The sequence below is a fragment of the Paenibacillus sp. sgz302190 genome, assembly GCF_059820445.1.
The window spans coordinates 49,253-71,617 of the sequence record NZ_JBZYAO010000029.1; the positions used below are offsets into that span (position 1 = coordinate 49,253).

Annotated in this window: 14 protein-coding genes; 9 read left to right on the forward strand and 5 right to left on the reverse strand. The window is 54.0% G+C overall.

What is annotated here, in order from left to right:
- Both AC6RNO_RS25880 and AC6RNO_RS25885 read left to right on the forward strand, forming a co-directional pair.
- Complete coding sequence (locus tag AC6RNO_RS25880) at positions 1–894, forward strand: ABC transporter permease subunit (RefSeq protein WP_497107247.1); 894 nt, start codon at positions 1–3, stop codon at positions 892–894.
- Between the two features lie 50 nt (positions 895–944).
- Positions 945–2,648, forward strand: coding sequence for an extracellular solute-binding protein (locus AC6RNO_RS25885; protein WP_497107248.1), 1,704 nt, complete (start codon positions 945–947; stop codon positions 2,646–2,648).
- Positions 2,649–3,585: 937 nt separating this feature from the next.
- Here the strand turns inward: AC6RNO_RS25885 and AC6RNO_RS25890 are convergent.
- The 3 genes from AC6RNO_RS25890 to AC6RNO_RS25900 all read right to left on the reverse strand — a co-directional run bounded on the left by AC6RNO_RS25890 (position 3,586) and on the right by AC6RNO_RS25900 (position 6,891).
- A complete protein-coding gene (locus tag AC6RNO_RS25890) occupies positions 3,586–4,866 on the reverse strand; it encodes a glycoside hydrolase family 27 protein (RefSeq protein ID WP_497107269.1) in 1,281 nt (426 codons plus the stop codon).
- Between the two features lie 244 nt (positions 4,867–5,110).
- Positions 5,111–5,998, reverse strand: a complete 888-nt coding sequence (locus tag AC6RNO_RS25895; protein WP_497107249.1) for a helix-turn-helix domain-containing protein — start codon at positions 5,996–5,998, stop codon at positions 5,111–5,113.
- Positions 5,995–6,891, reverse strand: a complete 897-nt coding sequence (locus AC6RNO_RS25900; RefSeq protein ID WP_497107250.1) for a helix-turn-helix domain-containing protein — start codon at positions 6,889–6,891, stop codon at positions 5,995–5,997. Before AC6RNO_RS25900 ends, AC6RNO_RS25895 begins: the two co-directional genes overlap by 4 nt.
- Positions 6,892–7,040: 149 nt before the next feature.
- Here AC6RNO_RS25900 and yicI point away from each other — a divergent pair, with 149 nt between their 5' ends.
- The 7 genes from yicI to AC6RNO_RS25935 all read left to right on the forward strand — a co-directional run bounded on the left by yicI (position 7,041) and on the right by AC6RNO_RS25935 (position 17,898).
- On the forward strand, positions 7,041–9,368 hold the full coding sequence (yicI, locus tag AC6RNO_RS25905) for an alpha-xylosidase (RefSeq protein ID WP_474686421.1): 2,328 nt from the start codon (positions 7,041–7,043) through the stop codon (positions 9,366–9,368).
- A gap of 96 nt (positions 9,369–9,464) precedes the next feature.
- The gene (locus tag AC6RNO_RS25910; RefSeq protein WP_497107251.1) at positions 9,465–11,264 is read left to right on the forward strand and encodes a histidine kinase; all 1,800 of its coding nucleotides are present in this window, start codon (positions 9,465–9,467) and stop codon (positions 11,262–11,264) included.
- The gene (locus AC6RNO_RS25915; protein WP_497107252.1) at positions 11,257–12,876 is read left to right on the forward strand and encodes a response regulator; all 1,620 of its coding nucleotides are present in this window, start codon (positions 11,257–11,259) and stop codon (positions 12,874–12,876) included. Before AC6RNO_RS25910 ends, AC6RNO_RS25915 begins: the two co-directional genes overlap by 8 nt.
- 204 nt (positions 12,877–13,080) lie before the next feature.
- A complete protein-coding gene (locus tag AC6RNO_RS25920; protein WP_488435760.1) occupies positions 13,081–14,130 on the forward strand; it encodes an NAD(P)-dependent alcohol dehydrogenase in 1,050 nt (349 codons plus the stop codon).
- A gap of 643 nt (positions 14,131–14,773) precedes the next feature.
- The gene (locus AC6RNO_RS25925; protein ID WP_497107253.1) at positions 14,774–16,096 is read left to right on the forward strand and encodes an extracellular solute-binding protein; all 1,323 of its coding nucleotides are present in this window, start codon (positions 14,774–14,776) and stop codon (positions 16,094–16,096) included.
- Between the two features lie 90 nt (positions 16,097–16,186).
- Positions 16,187–17,074: a carbohydrate ABC transporter permease gene (locus AC6RNO_RS25930; protein ID WP_474686429.1), complete on the forward strand. Its 888-nt coding sequence runs from the start codon at positions 16,187–16,189 to the stop codon at positions 17,072–17,074.
- Entirely contained in the window at positions 17,071–17,898 is an 828-nt protein-coding gene (locus AC6RNO_RS25935; RefSeq protein WP_474686431.1) for a carbohydrate ABC transporter permease, read from the forward strand. The genes AC6RNO_RS25930 and AC6RNO_RS25935 overlap by 4 nt, the downstream gene beginning before the upstream one ends.
- A gap of 32 nt (positions 17,899–17,930) precedes the next feature.
- On the opposite strand, the gene AC6RNO_RS25940 is transcribed toward AC6RNO_RS25935, so the two are convergent.
- On the reverse strand, positions 17,931–19,058 hold the full coding sequence (locus AC6RNO_RS25940) for an SMI1/KNR4 family protein (RefSeq protein WP_497107254.1): 1,128 nt from the start codon (positions 19,056–19,058) through the stop codon (positions 17,931–17,933).
- A 39-nt stretch (positions 19,059–19,097) separates the two neighbouring features.
- The gene (locus tag AC6RNO_RS25945; RefSeq protein ID WP_497107255.1) at positions 19,098–22,217 is read right to left on the reverse strand and encodes an ATP-binding protein; all 3,120 of its coding nucleotides are present in this window, start codon (positions 22,215–22,217) and stop codon (positions 19,098–19,100) included.
- Positions 22,218–22,365 lie beyond the last annotated feature (148 nt).

The following is a 22,365-nucleotide window of genomic DNA, read 5'->3' on the forward strand; positions in this document are numbered from 1 at the left end:
ATGCCAGTGCGCGTAGGGAGAAGCAAAACCGAATCAGTCTTCGATCTGCTTCTCTACGTCATCATGCTGTTCGCGGCCGCCGCCACTTTGTACCCTTTTCTCAATGTGCTGGCGATTTCGCTCAACGACTCATCGGATACGGTAAAAGGCGGCATTCACATATGGCCCCGCGAGTTTACCTTGCAAAATTACGAGCAAATTTTCCGCTTCCCGGGACTTATAATCGGCTTTCAGAACTCGGTGCTGCGCACGATCCTGGGCTCAATCCTGGGCGTAGCAAGCGCTTCGATGGTTGCTTTCGTGCTGTCGCGCACGGACTTTCAGGCGCGCAGGCCGATGTCGATGCTGTTTGCGCTCACCCTTTACTTTTCCGGCGGGCTGATTCCCGTCTACATGCTGATGCGCAACCTTCATTTGCTCAATTCTTTCTGGGTGTACATCATTCCCGGGCTGCTCGGCGTCTGGAACGTATTCGTCATCCGCTCCTATATGGACGGCCTGCCTTATGCGCTTCAGGAGTCGGCCAAGCTCGACGGGGCCAACGATTGGACGATTTTCTGGAAAATCATTTTGCCGCTGTGCAAGCCCGTGTTGGCGACGATTGCTTTATTTATCGCGGTTGCGCATTGGAATTCGTGGTTTGACACGTTTTTGTACAACAGTACGAACATCAAATTGACGACGCTGCAATATGAATTGACGAAGGTGATTCAAAGCACGCAGACGGGCAATGAATCCCGCAATCCGAACGCCTCGCAAAGCATTGCCAAAGTTTCGCCCGAGTCGGTTCGCATGGCGATAACGATGGTCGTGACTTTTCCGATTTTGATCGTGTACCCGTTCCTGCAAAAATATTTTGTCAAAGGCGTCACGTTGGGAGCCGTAAAAAGCTGACGTAATTTGGAAAAATCGAGAAAACCACAATAGAGGGAGGATTTTTGTTCATGAAGAAAGCGTTAAAAACTACGACCGCACTGCTTGCCGCAGTAATGCTGTTCGCAGCAGGCTGCTCCAAGGACGCTTCGCCGTCCTCATCGGGCGCGCCGGAGGGCAGCTCCACGCCGAACAGTACGGCGGCAGGAGCGAAAGGGGCGGCTCCTATTACTTTCACGATGTTCGCCGCGGATCAGAACCCGGACTGGGACGATATGCAGAGCCGGGTCGGCAAGGTGATTAAAGAAAAAACGGGCGTCACGCTGAAAGTGGAATTTCCGGTGGGAGCAGCCGATCAGAAAATCGCCCTGATGGCATCCAGCGGGGAATACCCGGATCTCATTATGGGCAAAGGCGACACGCAAAAGCTGATCGATGCCGGAGCCATGGTCGACCTCGCGCCGCTAATCGACAAATACGGCCCGAATTTGAAAAAGGTGTACGGCGACTACATGAAACGTCTGCGCTACAGCCAAAACGACCATGCGATTTACGTACTGCCGTTCGTCGGGGTGAATCAGAAATATTTTGACTCGGAAGGCGGCTTCGAGCTGCAGCATCGCCTGCTCAAAGAGCTTGGATATCCGAAAATCAGAACGGTTCAGGATTATGAAAACGCCATCAAAGCTTATAAGGATAAGCATCCGATGACGGACGGCCAGCCGACGATCGGCTTGTCCCTGAATGCGGACGATTGGCACATGCTCATCTCGGTGACGAACCCTGCATTTTACGCCACAGGGGCGCCGGACGACGGGGAGTTTTATATCGATCAGAGCACGTACGAAGCCAAATTCCATTACCAGCGCCCGGAGGAAAAGGAATATTTCAGGTGGCTGAACCACATGAACAGCATCGGACTCATCGATCCCGAAAGCTTCGTGCAAAAATACGACCAATACAAAGCCAAAATCGCCTCCGGCCGCGTACTCGGTCTGATCGATCAGAAATGGGATTACGTTGAAGGGGAGAACGTGCTGAAGAAGGAAGGCAAGTTCGATCAGACTTATGCGCATTTTCCGGTAACGATGAACGAAAATATAAAGGATCACGCCTTCCAGGACACCGGTTATATGGCCGGATGGGGGACCGGGATTACGACCAAATGCAAGGACCCGGTTCGGGCGATTCAATTTCTGGATTGGCTCGCTTCCGACGAAGGCCAGGTGCTGGTCAACTGGGGAGTTGAAGGTATCGACTACAAAATGGACAACGGCAAACGCATCGCCACTGTGGAAACGCAAAACAGACAGACCAACGATCCGAGCGGTTACAAAAAGGACATCGGCATCGGCAACTATTGGATCTCCGCCCGTTATGGCGACGGCGTGAAGGATCCGACGGGCAACTACTATACGAAGAACTTCACGGAACAGTACCTGAAAAACTATTCACAATCGGACCATGACACGCTTAAGGCGTACAATGCGATCACTTATTTGGACCTGTGGCCGAAGCCGGAAGAATTCCCGGTGCGCAAATACGGCGCGGCATGGGGCATTCAAATGGAAACAGGCTCGGACGTGCAGGTCACGTACCAAAAATGCCAGGACATTATGAAAAAGCGCATTCCGGAAGCGGTTCTCGCCAAACCGGAAAATTTCGATAAAGTGTGGGATGCGTTCATGGCCGACCTCGACAAAGCCGGCGTGAAAAAAATGAACGAGCAATGGACACAGCTTGTCAAAGACAGAGTGAAGCTCTGGAACGAGTAGTGTGGGGCACGCCCCGCCAGTGTATCTCTGGCGGGGCTGGAGAAACCGCGCCCCGCCGGCTTAGCTTGGCGGTGCTGAGAAAGCCTACGCCCGTCGGCGTCCCCCCTCCCTGACGATGCGAGGAAAGCCTTCCGCGCCGGCAATTCTTTGGCCACGCAAGGAAAACCTGCAAAAGGCTTTGCTGCTAGCACTTAGGGCTCAGGCCCCCTCGTGAAGGGGAATTCCTGCAGCACTTGCAGGCATTTTTCGCCAAATGGGCCGTTTCCAGCGGAAAGCCTGCATTTTTCAGCTTCTCAAGAAACTTGTCCGCCAGGAGACAGCACTTCTGCATGGCAAGGGGGAAAAACCTGCAAAAGTACAGTTTTTTGCCCGCAGACACGCTTGCTTCGAAATATTCCTGCAAAACTCAGGCTGTTGAGAAACCCCCTTTTTTCCTGGATGCTCAAAAAAAGCACCAAAAGCATGAGCCAAATACCCCTCTCAGATCGTTTTAAATCAATTTTTTCTCTTCAAGATGAGTGCCCCCACATAAAAATTGATCTGAGAGGAAACCCGTTAGACTTTCTCAACAGCCTGAAAACTGCAGGTTTTTTCGCCAAAACTCACGCTTGGTGCCACAATGACTGGAAATTCCTGCACAATCGCAGGCTTTTCGCCAAAACGAGTCACTTTCGCGGAAAAAGCCTGCACTTTCGCAGGTTTTGTCGGGCGCCAGGTACGGGGCGTCTATGAAACGGTCCTAACAGCGTGTGGAGACTTTTTCAACGTTGTGACTTTTGCAGGCTTGCGGCTGACGAGCGGTCGAGCCGCTTTGCGAACGGCTGCACCGTCTTTCGCTTCGCCTGCGGCTGCGCTTCGGGGCAAAAAAACAGAGTGCCGAGATTTTCTCGACACTCTGTTCGCGCGTCTGCGCGCTGCTGCCTGCAGGCTGACGGCGTCAGGCCAGCTTCAGCAGCACTGCGCCGTGCGGCGGCACAGTCCGGGCGATGGCGCCGCCGAAGCTGCCGAGATCCTCGCGCTTCCACAGGTCGCGCGCCTGGACCGGGCCGGACAGCCCGAGCTGCTCCGGCGTCACCTGTACGTCCGCAGGCTCGTCGCCTGCGTTGAACAGCGCGACGTAGACGCCGCCCTGCCGGTCTTGCGCGGTCCAGGCGATGCGGTCGCCGTCTCGGTAGAGCGGCTTGCCGCCGAAGCTGTCGCGGTGAACGGCCAACACTTCGTCGTTGGTCAGCAGCGACAGCGTCCAGTCGTCATTGTCGCGCAGCTCGCCGCCGAACATGAGCGGGGAGCGGAAGATGGACCACAGGGTCATCATCGTGACCTGCTCATCCCGCGTGAAGCGAGTGAAGCGGTCGCTGCCGCCCCCGTCCACGGAGCGGATGCCGAGATGGCCGAGCGGCAGCATGTCGCAATCCGGCCAATGGCCGGGTCCGACATGCGGGTACCATTTTTCGCAGCGCTCGAACATGTTGTACAACAGCGGCCACAGGTCCCAGTAGTCGTCCGTCATCCGCCACATGTTGGCGTTGGCCGTCAAATCCTCCGCGTGTTCCAGCGGAGCGGGGCCAGGCGACAGGCTCAGCACCATGTCGCGGCCGCATTTGTCGATGGCGTTGCGGATCAGCGTGATTTCTTCCGGGTGGATGTGGTACAGACGGGAAGCGGCGATATCGTCCACCTTGACGAAATCGACGCCCCACTCCGCGTACAGCTGGAACAAGGAATCATAGTAAGCTTGCGCGCCTTCCTTGGAGGCATCCACCCCATACATGTCCGTGTTCCACGGACAGATGGAATTCGGATGCGCGATTTCGCGCGCGGTCCGGTCCGTGCCCAGGAGCGGGGTATCGGCATGGACGGCCTGGCGCGGAATTCCGCGCATGATGTGAATGCCGAATTTCAGGCCGAGCGCGTGGATTTGCTCGCCCAGCGGCTTGAAGCCTTGTCCGTCCCGGGCGGACGGAAACCGGTTGACCGCCGGAATGAGCCGCGAGTACGCGTCCATTTCGAGCGGTGCGAAGTTCCGGTAACGGGAAGAATTGGCTCCCGGTTCGTACCATTGGATGTCGACGACAACATATTCCCATCCATACTGTTTTAAATGTTCGGCCATATAGCGGGCATTGCCGAGCACTTCTTCCTCGGTGACGCTGGCGCCGTAGCAGTCCCAGCTGTTCCAGCCCATTGGCGGCGTCTGTGCGGTCCGGTGATGCTGCATAGGATCAGTTCCTTTCATTGGCGAGAGATAGGCGAAATAAGCGAGCTTCGCCAAATAAGCGTGTTCTCTCGTATGATAAAAGAACCCGGCGCATTCATCCACAATAATGTTTTGCTGCCGATTGTAAAATATTGCTGTCTCGGCGCTGCCCTAACGGTTTCCCGACGTTGCCCTAACAGCTCTCGGCGTTGCTCCAACGGCTCCCCGGTCTGCATGCCGGACACACCTGCCGCGCTTTGCCTGTTCAGTCGAACTGCAGGCGGCTGACGGCGGCGAATTCGGACCTCGTGCGGAACTCGCCCGGCGAGGAGCCGACCCATTCCCGAAACACTTTGATCATATAGCTGCCGCTTGCGTAGCCGATCATTTGCGCAATCTGCTCCACGCTGTGCGTAGTACTGTGCAGAAGTTCTACGGCTTTTTGCATGCGGATTTTCGTCAAATAGGCAATCGGCGTGTAACCGGTCAAAGCATGGAACGAACGCGTAAAATGATACTTCGACAAGCCGGCGACATGCGCGATTTCCTCCAGGCTTTGCAGCGAGGCGTAACGGGTTTCGATCGCTTCTACCGCCAGCCGGATGCCGTCCGGCCAGGCCGACTTTTCTTTTTTGGCGGCGCGGTTATGTCTGGACAGCTCCATCATAAATTGATACACCAGGGATGATGCCTGAAAAGCGTCGGCGATCCGGTCTTTCCTGGCTGTGTGGTACATATCCCGCAGCGTGCGGATAACGGGGCTTTCGGGCGGGATCTGCGGCACGAAGCCGTGGCTTTGGACGAAATCGGACCAGTGCTTTTCCAAATGAAACGGGCGGATTTGCACAAAATAAAATTCCCAATGCGAGCTATGCTCAGGGAGATAGTATTTGTGCTTGCTTGGAATTTCCACCATCAGCGCGTGTCCGGGCCCGACGTCGAAGCTGCGGCCGTCCATATCCAGGCAGCCGCAGCCGGACACGGTATATTGAAACAGAAAAAGCGGGCCGTCGATCCGCTCCATGCCGTCCCATTCGTAGGACTGCTCTGCGGAGACATACTGGCAGCCCACGGCATAGAGCTGGTGCAGAGCGCCCTCAAGCGGATCGGAGAACCGGTAGCCGTAGACGCCGTAAGGGGATGCGCCATTCATGACGTTTCCGCTCCTTTGCTTGTGAATGCTCTCCGGTATTCCGTCGGTGTCATGCTTTTGAGCGCTTTGAACGTTTTAATAAAATAACTCGGACTTTCAAAGCCGGCCTCGCTGGCGACGTCGATAATTTTGAGATGCGGGTTTTCCAGGCATTTCATCGCTTTCTCCACCCTGAGGAAATTTAAATATTCGACAGGCGTCTTTTTCACGATCGATTTGAAAAAGCGGCAAAAGTGCCCTTCGCTCATCGGAATCAGGGAAGCGAGGTCCTGAATGAGAATACGCTCCCGGCAGTGGTCGTGCATGTATTGCAGGACGGGTTTGATCCGCTCGATTTTGTCGGAATCCGAGGAGCTGCGGGGCAGGTCGGAAGACCGCTCGCCGTGCGGCAGGAGTTCTGCGAAGAACGCCAGCAAATCCGCTTTTATTTTCAGCTCGAAGCCCCTCGGCCTTGCCTTGTACTGTTCGATGATATCGCTCAGAAAGAACAGCACGCGCTGCTCCCAAGGGCTGGACGGACGGAAAATGTCCGGCAGAACAAGCCTGCGCTCCAGCCAGGGCTCGATGTATTTGCTCTGGATGGCGTCATAGACGCCGCTGCCGAGAAGCTGCGGATCAAAGACGACGGCGTGAAAATAGGCGGGCCGTTCATCCAGCGGATAGCTCGCATGCAGCTGGCCGCTCGGAATGAGCAGAGCTTCGCCCTGCTGCAGTTCCACGGCGGAGGCTCCGATATGGAACAGGGCGCTGCCCTCCGTCATGTAAATCAGTTCGATTTCCCGGTGCCAGTGGTAATTGAAGAACGTTTCGTTTATTTTTTCCACCTGGTACACGCTCAGCGGAAACATCAGATCGCCGTGAATCCGGCCTTCTCTCAGCGCTTCTAAGTTCATAGGCGGAGGCTCCTCGATTATCAAAATTGTTATATGCCGATATCAGCATTCTGCAAGACAAATATATAGGGAAGCTATTACTATTTTACTTAAGGTACCCCATTTGGATCAATATTTTTATAAGCATAATTGACGAGGAGATGACTTCTTTGAAGTTTAGTGACGGCCAGTGGATGACCCGCAAAGGGTATCAGATTATTAGTCCGGTTGAAGTTCATGACGTATATGCAACCGATCGTTCGCTCACGCTGTTCGGCCCGCCCAAACCGATCGTTAACCGCTCCGGCGAGCTGGATACGCCTTTGATCGAGGTGAAGCTGTCTTCGCCGCTAGAAGACGTGATTCGCGTGCAAATTTTTCATCATAAAGGCAAGCGCCAGGTCGGGCCGTTTTTCCAAATTCACTCGGATGACCAGGCGGCAGTTGAGGTTCGGGAGGATGTGCAAGAGGCCAGCATTACGAGCGGAAGCTTGCGCGCCAGCATTCGCCGGGATACGCCGTGGAATTTGAAATTCGATTACAAGGGCCGCAAACTAACTTCCAGCGGCTTTAAGAATATGGGTTATGTCATCTCCGAAAATGAAGGGGCTTTCGTCAGAGACCAGCTCGATCTCGGCGTCGGAGAAAGCGTTTACGGGTTGGGCGAGCGGTTCACTTCGTTTGTGAAAAACGGCCAAAGCGTCGACATCTGGAACCGGGACGGGGGCACGAATTCCGAGCAGTCGTATAAAAACATTCCTTTTTATATCACGAACAAAGGCTACGGAGTTTTTGTCAACCATCCGGAAAATGTGTCCTTCGAAGTGGCTTCGGAAAAAGTGTCCAAAGTGCAGTTCAGCGTAGAAGGCGAATACCTGGAGTATTTCCTCATCGGCGGCGCCGATTTGAAAGAAGTGCTCGGCAATTATACGACGCTGACCGGCAAGCCGGCGCTGCCTCCAGCATGGACATTTGGCCTCTGGTTGACGACTTCGTTCACGACCAACTACGACGAATCTACGGTGACAGGTTTTATCGACGGGATGGCCGAGCGGAATTTGCCGCTTCACGTTTTCCATTTTGACTGCTTCTGGATGCGGGAGTTCCATTGGTGCGACTTCGAGTGGGACAAACGGATTTTCCCGGAGCCGGAGCAGATGCTGCAGCGCCTCAAAAATAAAGGGCTGAAAATTTGCGTCTGGATCAACCCTTATATCGCCCAGCGGTCCCCGCTGTTCGAAGAAGGCATGCAGGGCGGTTACCTGCTGAAGCGGCCGAACGGCGACGTCTGGCAGTGGGATATGTGGCAGCCGGGCATGGGCATCGTCGACTTTACGAATCCGGCGGCCTGCGAGTGGTATGCAAGCAAGCTGAGAAAGCTAGTCGATATGGGCGTCGATTCGTTCAAGACGGATTTCGGCGAGCGGATTCCGACAGATGTCGTCTACCATGACGGCTCCGATCCGGTCAAGATGCACAACTACTACACGCAGTTGTACAATAAGGTTGTGTTCGAAGTGCTGGAAGAAAAGCTCGGCAAAGGCGAGGCGGCTTTGTTCGCGCGTTCCGCGACGGCCGGCGGCCAGCAGTTCCCGGTTCATTGGGGCGGCGACTGCACGGCGACGTACGAATCGATGGCTGAGAGCCTGCGGGGCGGACTGTCGCTCGGCTTATCCGGCTTCGGCTTCTGGAGCCACGATATCGGCGGCTTCGAGAGCACGTCCAGCGCGGATCTGTACAAACGCTGGGCCGCATTCGGCCTGCTCTCCAGCCACAGCCGCCTGCACGGCAGCCGCTCGTACCGCGTACCGTGGCTTTACGACGAGGAAGCCGTCGATGTGCTGCGCTTTTTCACGAAGCTGAAATGCAGCCTGATGCCTTATTTGTTCGGCACGGCGGTCCAGGCTTCGCAGCAAGGTCTGCCGCTTATGCGCGCGATGGTGCTGGAGTTCGCGGGCGATCCGACCTGCGACGTTTTGGACCGCCAATACATGCTCGGCGGCTCCTTGCTGGTCGCTCCGGTGTTCGACGAAGCGGGCACGGCTTCCTACTACCTGCCAGCCGGCACATGGACGAATTACTTGACCGGGGAGATTGTGGAGGGAGGCCGATGGTTCAAGGAGCAGCACGGCTACTTGAGCATACCGCTCTTCGTCCGTCCGAACACGCTGCTTGCCGTCGGCACGGTGGACGATAAGCCGGACTACGACTACACGGAGCATGCGGAGTATCACCTCTTCGAGCTGGAAGACGGCCAGGAAGCGGTGTCCCGCGTCTATCATCCGCAGACGAAGGCGGAAGTGAAGCTTGCCGCCGCACGCAGCGGCAATGTGATTCAAGCGGCCGCTTCCGGAGCGGCGCAGGGCAGCCGTTGGAGCATCGTCCTCAGAGGCGTAACGTCTGTCGCCAAGGTGGAAGGCGGGATGCAGGAGCCGCATGAATCGGGCGTGCGGATCACGGCGGAAACGGCCGGTGCGGCAGTCCGCATAACGTTGTAATAAAATATCCCCCTCGCTCTGTTGCAGAAGCGTGGGGGATATTTTATCCTATAGAGCATAATAGACAATATCGCTTCAGGGCCGGGAGGCAATTATATGCGGAGATTAGGGCTGGAGTCGATTTCCCGCACCATTAACGGGCGGCTGCGCAACAAGCTCATCGTCGTTTTTTCGCTGATCGTAGCATTGATCGTCATCTTGCTTTCCTATTTGTCGTACCGGCAATCTTCGCTGACGAACGAAAACAATTTTATCGCGAGCAACCAGAAGATTATTAAGCTGGTGAACCAAAATCTGGAAAGCTATATAAGCAGCATCGACGAGTTTTCGCTTTCGCCCCGGAAAGACGCCATGTTCATGGATTCGATCATTTCGACCGAATATTTGGCGCAATTTTATATCCAAAATCAGATGAAGAACATGTTTTACTCCCGCGAAGATATTGAGGAAATCAGCATTTATACGCCGATTAATCATGTGCAGTACCGGCTTTCCCGCTCGACCGTCAATTTGTCCCAGCAAAGCGATTGGCAGACCGAGAATGAGCTGTGGTACAAGGAGGCGGCGGGCAGCCCCAAATTCCGCAGCATGGAGCCTGCTCTTGCGTCGCAGGGGGCGGACGTACAGCCTCAGCATTTTCTCGTGTTTCACCGTATTTTGATCAATGTCGCGGACAAAAGCACGCTGGCCGTCATTTCGATCACGCTGAATTTCCGCGAGTTGAACCGGATTTTCGGCGATTTGCCGGACCAATCCGGGGAGATCGTCGGGCTGTTCGACAGCGGCAATCAGCTGTATTATACGAACCGTGGCGGGCTGTCCGACCGGCAGTGGCGGGTGCTGGGGGATTTAGTCAGCTTGCAGGGCGATAACGCATCCGGCTACGCGGAACAAAAGATCGACCACGCCGCTTACCTGACGCTTTATAACACGTCTCCCCGGGACGGATGGAAGCTGATCAAGCTGACGCCCATTGCCGAGCTGAACAAGTCGGCGGCGGCCGCTAGAATCGTCAATCTGCTTGTTGGCAGCGGGTTCGTGCTCTTTTTTATTATCGTCGTGGTGTTCGTCTCCAATGCGATTACGGGAAGGCTGAAAAATTTTTCCCGCCGCATCGAGCAGTTGGGCGAGGGGAATTTCGAGCTGGATTACGAGTTCAAAGGCACGGACGAAATCGCGCACTTGTCGCGGAAATTCAATCAGATGGTTGTCAAAATCAACGATTTGATCGCCGAGCGCTACGAAATCAAGCTGAACGAGAAAAATGCCCGTCTGAAAGCGCTTGAGGCGCAAATCAATCCGCATTTTCTGTATAATTCGTTGCAAGCGATCTCGACGGAGGCGATTATCCATGAAGTCGGCACGATTCAGCAAATGGTGGATGCGCTTGCTTCTTCGCTGCGTTACTGTTTTAAAGGCGGTGAAACCGTCAGCCTGCTGCATGAGCTGGAGCATATTGAGAACTATTTGATTTTGCAAAAAGCGAGATTCGGTGAGCGGTTGACCGTAACGTTGGATATTCCCGACGAAACGAAATCGTGCCTCATTCCCAAAATGACGCTGCAAATACTGCTTGAAAACGCAATTGAGCATGCTTTGGAGCAAATGTCGGATGCGATGTATATGGAAATCCGGGTCAGCCTGGAGGACGAATGGCTCGTTCTGCAAGTCGCCGACGACGGTCCGGGTATGACGGAAGCGCGATTGAGCGAGGTGTTGGCCGGGATGAACGACAATTATTTGGATGTGCAGGAGGAAATCGGCCTGAAAAATTTGTATTCCCGGCTAAAGCTGATGTTTGGCAGCGAGGCGTACGTGACGATTCGCAGCCGGTTGCACCAAGGGACGGAAGTGGAAATCGGGCTGACTGCCATGAGGGAGAGACGACATGTATAAAGCGCTGATCATTGATGATGAAGAACCTGCCAGACGCGCGATTCACGCATTGGGCGCATGGCGGGAACACCGGGTCGCGGCCGTGCTGGAAGCGCGGGACGGCAAGGAGGGGCTGGAGATGCTGGCGGCCCACAAGCCGGACCTCGTGTTCGTCGACATGCGCATGCCGCTGGTTGGCGGCGTCGAATTTTTGCAGCTCGCGAAGACGGCGTCTTCAGCCAAATGCATTGTCGTCAGCGGCTACGACGACTTCGAATTTGCCCGCGGCGCGATCACTTCGGGTGCGCTCGACTATATTTTGAAGCCGATTAAAAAAGCGGAGCTGAATCAGGCGATTGCCAAGGCGGTCGCGCAGTTGGACAGCGAGCGGAACGAGCGCGACAGCCAGCTTTCCGGCGCGATTTTGCACAATATTTCCCTGCCGCTTGTGAAGGAGAAAATTTTTGCGTCGATTATCGGCCAAAGCGGCAAGTTTCACAAGATCAAGGAATTGGAAAACCTGATCGAAGCGAAGCCTGCCGACGCGTTTCAAATCGTCGTCGTGACGGTGCTGAATCTTGCCGAGGTCAGCCGCGGCAAGTTCGGCGGCGATATGCACGCCTGCAACTACTCGATCACGAATGCGCTGGATGAGCTGTTGTCCGTCTCCGGCAGCGCATTCAGCTTCAAGAGCGGCAAAGAGGAGCAGGAGTTCATCATCGTCCTGTCCGCACCTGAGTCTGCGCCGGAGAGCGGAGCGCGGGAAGCGGCCGAGCAGGCCGCAGCGCGTCTGCGGGAAGCTTTTGGCGTCGAAAGCATAACGGCGCTAGGCTGCAAAACCGGCCGCCTTGATCAGTTGGACGCTTCGTATCAAACGGCGAAGGCCGCTTTGGCGCAGACGAACATGCTCGATCCGCTGCATGCATGCGGGGATGCAGGTCAGACAGGCGCGCGGTCGTCGATTTTGGCCAAAAAAGATTTGCTCCTGCACGGCCTGGAAATCGGCAGTACGGTGTACGCCGAAAGCATCCTGAAGCAGTTTTTCGACGATATCCGGCGCTCGGGCTACTTCAGCCTCGAATCGATGCGCCAAAACGAAACGGAATTTCGCATTTTGCTGAAGCAGCTTGCCGAGGAGAGCGGCGCGGCGGCTTCCCTGCTGCCCGTGGCGATGGAACGCTTCGACCTGCAATTCGGCCATCAGGTGACGGACTTCGCGCGGTTCGAGCTTACGATGACCGCTTTTATCGCGGAGTGGTTCGCGCAAATTCAACAAATCCAGCAAAGCCACAAGCTTGCCGACAAGGTCAACGTCGAACAGATCAAGGCGTTCATCGACCATCATTATTTTGAGGAGATTTCAATTGCTCTCTTCACCGAAAAATATTTCATCAGCAAGGAGCATCTGCTCCGCCTGTTCAAGCAAAAATACGGCTGCGGCATTTACGAATACACGTTGAATGTCCGCATGGAAAAGGCGAAGGAGCTGCTGCGCGACCCCGAGCTGAAAATTCAGACCGTGAGCGACAAAATCGGCTACCACGATACGAATTATTTCAGCAAAGCGTTCAAAAAGCATTACGGCGTCTCGCCGCTGGAGTTTAGAAAAGGCATGCAGCCTGAACGCTCATAAGGCAGGGGACGGGCCCTTGCGCGAGCGGAGGAGGGGAGGCACTGCCGTGGCACCGCCGGGGGGCCACTGGGCCACCGCCAAGTATTTCCGTTTAGTGTCTTTACAACGTTTACCAAATGATTTTATAATGTGCATGTTTAGCCGCCCTCTTGGGCAAGCATGGCTGAATCCACCAAAGGAGGAGTAATTGTGACCATTTCTCAAATGACCGCGGCCGTCATGGATCGCCCTCATTCTATCGCCATCCGGCAGGTGCCCCGCCCCGAGCCGAAGGCTGACGAGGCGCTTGTCAAAGTATACTGCATCGGAGTTTGCGGGTCGGATGTACATTACTACGAGCACGGCAAAATCGGCAGGTACGAGGTGAAAAAGCCGATCATTCTCGGACACGAGCTGGCGGGCGAGGTTGTCCAGGTGGGCCGCGACGTCACGAATGTGGCGGTGGGTGATCGCGTCGCCGTTGAGCCGGGAGTGACTTGCGGACGCTGCGAATATTGCAAGGCGGGGCGCTATAACCTGTGTCCTGACGTAGTATTTATGGCGACTCCTCCGGTAGACGGCGCATGGGCCGAGTATGTGGCCGTGCGAAGCGATTTCCTGTTCAAGCTGCCCGATTCGATGTCTTTTGAAGAAGGCGCTTTGCTGGAGCCGCTGTCCGTCGGATTTCATGCCATGAGACGGGTGAAAATTCAGCCTCAGGACCGCGTTCTCGTGCTCGGTCTGGGTCCGATCGGTTTGCTTGCGATCGAAGCGGCCAAGCTGTTCGGTGTGACGGAAATTTACGGCAGCGATGTCGTTGGTTTCCGCCGGGATATGGCGAAAGATCTGGGCGCCGCGAACGTATTGAACCCGCTGGACGGCGGCATGCAGGAACAATTGCAGCAATGGACGGGCGGCAAAGGCATCGACGTCATCATCGAAACTTCCGGCAATGCGCGGGCCGTCGCGGATTCGATCCGCACCGTGAAGCGCGGAGGCCGCATCGTTTTGGTCGGTCTGCCGGTCAGCGATGCGATCCCGATAGACATTCCGCTGCTGGTCGACTCCGAGCTGGACGTGTACGGGCTGTTCCGTTACGTGAACACGTACCCGGCGGCGATCCAGGCGTTAAGCGGCGGCAAGCAGGATATCCGTAAAGTCATCACACACAAGTTCCCTCTAAGCTCGATTGGCGAGGCGCTGGAAACTGCGATCAACCAAAAGGACACGAGCATCAAAATCATGATATACCCGGATGCAAACAACGCGGGATAGCTCCGCGCCGGAGCCTTGCGCAATTGGCGGCAAGGCTTTTTTTGCACCTCGCGCGGGGTGCTGCGCTGTATGACGGCGGTCGGGCGGCTACATTTGGGTTTTTGGGGCAACTGGGAGGACATTGCGCAGGCTGTTGAGCATCTCACACGCGTGGGCCGATCGCCCGGCTGCCTGACTGCTGGCGGAGAAAGCCTGCAAAAGTGCAGTTTTTTTGTTCGTTGAGGCGCTGGCAGCGAAACATTCCTGCAAAAGTGCAGGCTTTTCACCGGGCACATGGGCCCAGATTCATTTTCATCGAAAATTCCTGCACAATCGCAGGCTTTTCGTCAAAATGAACAAGTTTCATCGAAAAAACCTGCATTTTCGCAGGCTTTTTCCCCGGACTGCCTTACCACAAGCTGCCTCATGATGTTCCGCCGCGCATCACCGTCGCCCCCGCGGCGCCTGCGGACCTGCCGGCTCCGGGCGTTCCCGCCTTTTGCGCCGCTCCAGGCGGTTGTTTGCCCCTGCGTTCTCCACGGCAAATGCCATTTTTTTACCCGCAACAAGCCACGATATTGCATAGACCCTGCACATGAAATCCGGTTTAATAAAGGTAGCGATACGATAAACGCTTTCAAAACAAAGGGAGGCTATGAACCAAATGACCAAGAGATACGTGAGTATGGTTGGCGCCGCAGCGATGCTGGCATCGGTGCTTTCCGGCTGTGCCGCGGGCTCCAACAAGCCCGAGACCGCCGCTTCCGGCCAGGCGCCCAAAGAGAGCGCCGCGACAACTCCGGGCGACGCCAAAAAGGACGCCAAACCGGTGACGATCAGCATTTTGCAGTATGCGCCTGAAATGAGCGATGCGATGCACAGATTGGCTGAGGAGTACAACAAGCAGTTCCCCAATGTGAAGCTCGATATTACGATTCATCAGGACGATTACCCGACGCTGCTGAAGACGCGGATTAATTCCGGCGATATTCCTGATATTTTTATGTCAAGCGCTTATAATGACAACAACGTGTACAAAGATTACTCCTACGATTTGACGAACGAGGGTTTTATGAAAAACATCGTCGATTCGGCCAAAACCGGCGTGACGCTGAACGGCAAAGTGATCGGGTATCCGCTCATTTTGCAGGCGCACTCGTTCATTTACAACAAAAAGCTGTTCGCCGAGGCAGGCATAACGGAGCTGCCGAAGACGTACAGCCAACTGGAAGATGCGGCCAAAAAGCTGCAGGATAAAGGCATCACGCCTTTTGCCAACGGGTACAAAGAGTGGTGGGTGATGGAGCAGACGTTTACGCAGGTTATGGCCTCGATGGGCGGCAACTACGCTCAAACTTTTGCCGATATCAACGCAGGCAAAAAGAAGCTGAGCGACATTAAAGAAGCGATGAATGTGTTCGATCTTCTGGATCTGACCAAAAAATACAGCAATCCGAAGCCGCTGGAGACGGATTTTAACGCACAGGTCAGCCTGTTCGCGCAGGGCAAGGCAGCCATGATGCATCAAGGGACGTGGGCGGAGGAATCGATCCGCAAAATCAACAAGGATCTTGACATCGGCTTCCTCGCCGGACCGGTCGGAGAGGACCCGTCCAAGGCCGGGCTGATGGTCGATTCCAACATTATTTACCGCATCAACAAAGATTCCAAAAACCTGAAAGAAGTGCTGCAATTTTTCAACTGGCTGACCACCTCCGATTACGGCAAAAAATTCATTCCGAACGAAACGAAGCAAATTTCTACGATTAAGGACGCACCGTTCCCGGATGCCCAACTGGCGAAAGCGACGTCCGAGTTTATTAAAAGCGGCGTGACATACCCTTGGGTGAAAGGCTACTGGCCGGACGGATTCGAGCAAAAAGCGGGTGAGCTGCTGCAAAAATACGTCGGCGGCGCCTCGACCCGCGATCAAGTGAAGGATGAGCTGGACAAAACCTGGGCCAAACTCGCCAAAGCCGCTGATTGACGCATCAGTTCCCAGCAGTTTGCTGTTCGAGCCGGAAGTGTTCTTCCGGCTTGATTCAGGCAAAAAACCACGGATACCGGAGTGAACGTGATGAAAGTATTAACGAAATCGGTCAAAAATTACACGGAATTTTTTGTTTTTGTAACACCGGCTCTCGCCTTTATTGTGCTTGCCGCCGTCGCTCCGTTTCTCATGTCGCTCTATTATTCGCTTACCAAATGGAATGGAGTCGGCAAAAACATCCGGTTCATCGGGCTCGATAACTTTACCGAGCTGTTTACGACCGATACGGGGGCGCTGAAAGCGCTGCTGTTCACCTTGCTGTACGCCGTATTGAACGTGGTGTTGACCAACGTGATCGCGATTGCGTTAGCCGTTGTTTTAACAAAAGCGCTCAAGTCTAGAGGCGTGCTTCGCGCGGCCTTTTTCGTGCCGAACATCATTAGTTTGGTAATTATTGGATTTATTTGGAAATTCATATTTACGCGTGTTTTTGACGCTCTTTATGCGGTTACCCACCTGGAGCTGCTGCAATGGAGCTGGCTCGGCGAACAGCATCTCGCTTTTGTCTCGATTGTGCTCGTCAGCATCTGGCAATCCATCGGCTTTTACATGATGATTTATATAACGGGGCTGCAGTCCATTCCATCGGAGTTGAACGAAGCGGCTGCCATCGACGGTGTGGAAGGATTCGAACGTTTTTTCAAAATTACGCTGCCTTTGCTCATGCCTTCCTTGACCGTCGCCTTCTTCCTGACAATTGCGAACTCGCTCAAAGTGTTCGATATCATTTATACGCTCACCTACGGCGGGCCGGGCGGGACGACTACCAGCATAACGCTCGACATTTATAATGAAGCGTTCGTCAACAACCGTTTCGGTTATGCGACGGCCAAATCGCTGCTTTTTGTCCTCCTCATCCTGTTCATTACCGTCGTCCAGGTGAAATATTTTAAAAGCAAGGAAGTGGAAGCATGACCAGGCGCAACAAAAGAAATTTGCTGCTGCTCGAAATCGTCGTCATCCTGCTCACCTGCGTTTTCCTGTATCCGCTGTTTCTCGTCGTCATCAATACGTTCAAGGATTACACCGAAGTCGTGACGAATGTGGTCAGCCTCCCGCGCCACTTCAGCCTGGACAATTATGCGCAGGTGTGGGATTTGATGAATTATCCGAAGCTGTTCCTGAACACCTTGTTTATAACGGCCGTAAGCGTAATCGGCATTCTCATTTTCGGCTCGATGGCCGGCTACAAGCTGTCCCGCACAAAAAGCAGGCTCAGCACATTCCTGTTCTTCCTGGCGATCGCGCCGATGATGCTGCCGTTTCAATCGTTCATGATTACGCTGACCAAGCTGTCCAAAGAACTGCATCTCATCAACAGCCTGAACGGTCTCAATGTGATCTACTGGGGACTGGGCTGCCCGTTGGCGATTTTCATGTTCCACGGTTTCGTCAAATCGATACCGCTGGAGCTCGAAGAGTGCGCGTCCATCGACGGCTGTTCGTCGTACCGCATCTTTTACCGGATCGTGTTTCCGATCATGGTGCCGGTCATCAGCACGGTGGCGATTTTGAATGTGATGTGGATCTGGAACGACTTCCTGCTGCCGCTCATCATGCTCAACGGCAAAGAAGCGACTTTGCAGCTTGCTTCCTACAAGTTTTTCGGACAGTACAAAAGCGAATGGAACTACGCCTTGACCGCAGTCGTATTTACAACGACACCGCCGATCCTATTTTTCCTGTTCATGCAAAAATACATTATTAAAGGCATGGTCGCGGGAGCGGTCAAAGGCTGATGAGTTTTGGGGCAACCTTCAGGGTTGTCCTTTTATTTATGCCGTGTAATTTTATATACCGATCCGCATAATCTGCCTTTTACCTGTACGGTATCTCCAATCGATAGATTTGGAACAGCAACTCCTTGAATTAAAACTTCCTGTTTCAGCGTTTCAATATACAAGGGGAAAGCATTTTGCCCCATATCATATTTAAAAAGCCTGTTAACCTGCCCGCTCACAACATGCTCGGACCTATTCCCGATGAGTTTTATTTGCTCAATAGAATCCAGAGTCGTATTATTCGCCAGCTTTACGAGCTCCAAAGGACTGTACGATTTATGCTCCATGTATAAGGAGACTACTAATTTGTCGTTGATTTGAGTTAATTCGGAATACCCGCCTTCCCGCACAAAATCATTTGGACAGAAAAACTCAAACTGGAACTTAACACCGTTTTGTACCTTTTTCACCTCTAAATCTCTAACATTTCCGCCCAGCTTTATTTTGGTAATGATGCATTCAAATCGATCGTTCTGTTCCAAATAAGCGGATCGCTCCGTGATTTTACGATTAAGCCATTTCACATAATAATCTTCAAACGAATCGCTAACTTTATATACACCTTGTCCGTGACATGTATCTATGTAAAACAATTTTCCGGCCAATTCACCTGATACAACCAGAACTATAAAGTAGCCGCAACCGTCGTTATGTAAAGTGATTGTGCCTTGCAGAGCCTCTGTGACTGTCTTTTCGTATTCTTCATCTGTAACATCGTCATCTTCATCGTTAAAGTTATCATCAAAATGCTTGCTGCAGGTTTCCAAACTAAATGGCAGACTCATGTATTCAAAGCCGGCAGACTTACGTAAACAAGTTTCCATACACTCTTTTGCATGCGATAAGGACAAAGGGAACTGTCTTTCATATCTCCCACCATCCCCGATGTTTAGTAAGAAATCTTTGTAGTCTTGAGGCAATACAACGTTTGCCGAGGCTTCAAACTGCTTGATTTGTCTCTCGGATAATCTGTCATTAAGCACATAAGGGCAATCATCGTCAAAAAGACTCTTATATTGATCTAATAAGCTTTTTATCTTATTCGTGAACTCTTTACTTTGTGGCGATCCTGCATTTTTTCTGAAAATTTCCGTCATTTTGTTAATCGATCTTTTCATATTAGAACACCTCGTTTTGGAATCTGAGATGTGAAAACGTCAATCTCGCCCCCGCCCGGTTGACTGATCCGGGATGAACATCGTCACAGTGGTGCCGTGACCCGACTCGCTGCGGACGTTCAGGCTTTGGCCGAACAACTGCTTGAGGCGGCGATCCAGGTTGTACAGGCCAACCCCTTGGCGTTCATCCGTAGTTCTGTTCAGCACCTCCTGCAGTCGCTCCTCGGTCATTCCAACGCCGTTGTCCGATACGGCAATTTCCGTTCCGTCCGCTTGCTCGATGACCCGTATCCAGAGGGTTCCCCCTTTCGCGTGGCCCATGATGCCGTGGCGGACGGCGTTTTCTACGAGAGGTTGAACCGATAGCGGCGGCACCAGCAGATGCTGCCCTCCGTTCAGCTCCCAAACGATCTCGAGCCGGTCCTCGAACCGCTCTTTTTCAATGGACAAATAGGAACGTACATGTTCCAATTCATGCTCCAGAGGAATGAGCTGGTCCTGGTTGTGGAAGTCGAAGCTTGCGCGCAAATACCGGGTGAAAGCTTCCAGCAGGTCCCGCATGCGCGCCATATCGAATTCGCTGAGCGCGGCAATCGAGTTCAAAGCGTTAAAGAGAAAGTGCGGTTTGATCTGAGCTTGCAGCCACGCGGCTTCCAGATTGAGGCGTTCGCGGAACGAGCGGTTCAGGTTCGTCAAGGTGCTGACCCTGAATTTAAGCTCCAACGCATCCAGCGGTTTCGTAACGTAATCGTTGGCCCCGGATAAAAAGCCCATCGACACGTCCTCCGGCCGATTTCTCGCGGTGAGCAGCAGAACCGGAAGCTCCGAGATGGAGAAGCGCTCGCGAACAGCGCGGGTCAGCTCGTAGCCGGACATGCGGGGCATCGTCACGTCGGATATGACGAGATCCCAGTAGCCCGCATGCAGCAGCGTCAACGCTTCGCGGCCGCTCGTCGCGGTGACGACGTCGTAAGACTCGGCGGAAAGCAGGTTGTGCAAAATTTTCAGGTTGACCGCATCGTCGTCTACGACCAAAATCCTCGATTTTCCAAACATGTGCCCGATCGGCAAAAAGAAAGGCTCTTTGGCGGGAACCGATACGGCGGCTGCGGCTGCAACTGCGGTTTCCCGGCCCGAATGAGCTGCAAGCAGCTCTTCGTCATCGGAGGCGACCGGTTGATCGGCAGCTTCCGCCAGCGGCAGCGTGAACGTAAATACCGAGCCGAGACCCGGCTGCGAGCGAACCGTCAAGGTTCCGCCATGCATTTCAATTAGCCGGGTACAGATGCTTAATCCGAGACCGAGGCCCCCTTCCGAATCCGTAAAGTTGGCGTCGCCGCGCTCGTAGGGCTGGAAAATTTTCCGCTGCATCTGTTCGTCCATGCCGCTCCCGGTATCGTGGACATGGATATGTGCCATTCCGCCCCGCAGCTCCGCGCTGACCGAAATCGATCCTTCATGCGTATATTTGACCGCATTGTGGATCAGATTGAACAAAATTTGCTGCAGCCGGTTTTCGTCGGCTTTCACGGCCGGGAACCCGGCGGGTATTTCATTTACCAGTCGAATGCTTTTGCCTTCGGTCATAAATTGCAGCATGTCCAGGACGACCGAGGCTACCGGCTGTACGCGGGTGTTCGCGATTTCAAGCCGGACGGCGTTCGCTTTCAGGCGGTCCAGGTCCATAAGGTCGTTCAGCAGAAAAGACATCCGCCGCCCGACGGAGATGAGCAGTTCCAAATCTTTGATATGCTTGTCGTCCAGCGAATGCTTGGCGGTATCGATGACGGTCTGGGCAATATTGATCATTCCGTGAAGCGGATTGCGCAGTTCATGAGAAGTAACGGCGAGAAACTCGTCCTTGTTGCGGTCCGTTTGCTGAAGCGCTTCCGCTAGCTGTTTCGTGTCCGCGGTGGCCCGGAAAAATTTGACGGACCAGAATAAGGCCAGGCTGAAGAAAGAAACAATCAAGTCGAACGGGTAATAAGCGGTCTCGTTCAATCCCACGTTGGCCACTACGCTCCATATCGTATGGGAAAGGGTACCGCATGCTCCGAGCAGCATATAGAAGGAGCCTTCGTTTCTTTTCCAGGCTTCGCGGATATAAAAGACGGGAACGATGATTGCCGATGCCGCGGTCAGCAATACGAACAGCGGTCGGATCGCGATCACGTACGAGCCCGGAACGAACAAGCAGAGCAGCGTGATTGCGCCGCATACCGCAATGGACCGGGAGATGTATCCGGCTTTCCCGTACTCCGGAAAAAGATGCTTCAAAAAAAGAATGACGGACAGCGCCGTGCCGCAATAAGAAAGATACTGGAGCTTCATGGACCATTCGAAACTGAGGGAGGGTACTGCGGCCAGCAGCAGCTTCTCATAGTTCGTCATGATCGTGCCTGCCCCGCTGAACAGAAGCAGCGAAAAATATAGCAGCACCCTGACTCTGTTGCGGAGCAAATACAGGATGAAGGCGCAGAATCCGTACAGAAACATAACGATGGCGGCTATCATGTTTGTGGAGATGTAGAACAGCGATTGGCGCTGAATGGCTTCGGCCGTGCCGAATTTCACCGAACCGACGAGGCCTCCGCCGCGCGCGAACTCGTAATTGGATACATGCATGAGGATCTCGATCGTATTTCCGTTCGCCGTGAAATATACGGAATAAGGCGCGTTTCCGGCTTTGTGCAGTGCTTGCGACGCGGCCGGCCGCCCGTTGCCGCCGATCAAATGGCCGTTCACGTAAATGTCGGAGGCGCTGGCCTCTTCCAATACCCGGATACCGTACAGCGTATCCCGGTTATCGCGGGTCCGGACGAGCAGGCGGTACGTTCCGTAGCCGCGTGCGCCGGCGCCGGACGAGATCGCGCTGTCCCATTTGCCCGGGACGCGAAGGTATGTCGGATTCGCAGCCGGTGCGGGTCCGCCGCCCTCGCCGGGCATCAACCATTGCTGCGGGTAAAACTCCCATTCGCCTTCCAGCGGAATGGGGGCGGTGACGTCGGCGCTCATGCTCCGGAGATCCAGGACGCCATGTGCGGCAAGCGGATGCGCAGGTACTGTCTGAAAGGCGATCCACAATAACCGGAAACCGGTCATGACCGCGCAGATTAGTCCGATCAGCAGAATCATTTGCGTATTGGTCATCTTGCTCATTGAGTTCGGCATACTCTTTTTTTCGACAGCCCTTTCGAATGCATGGTAGTGTATATAGTAGATTAGAGTATGTTTTCGCAAGATTGATTCTCCACGTGCAGCTCAAAACCGTTTATAGTGGATTCATTTCTATATTTTAACAGGGGGG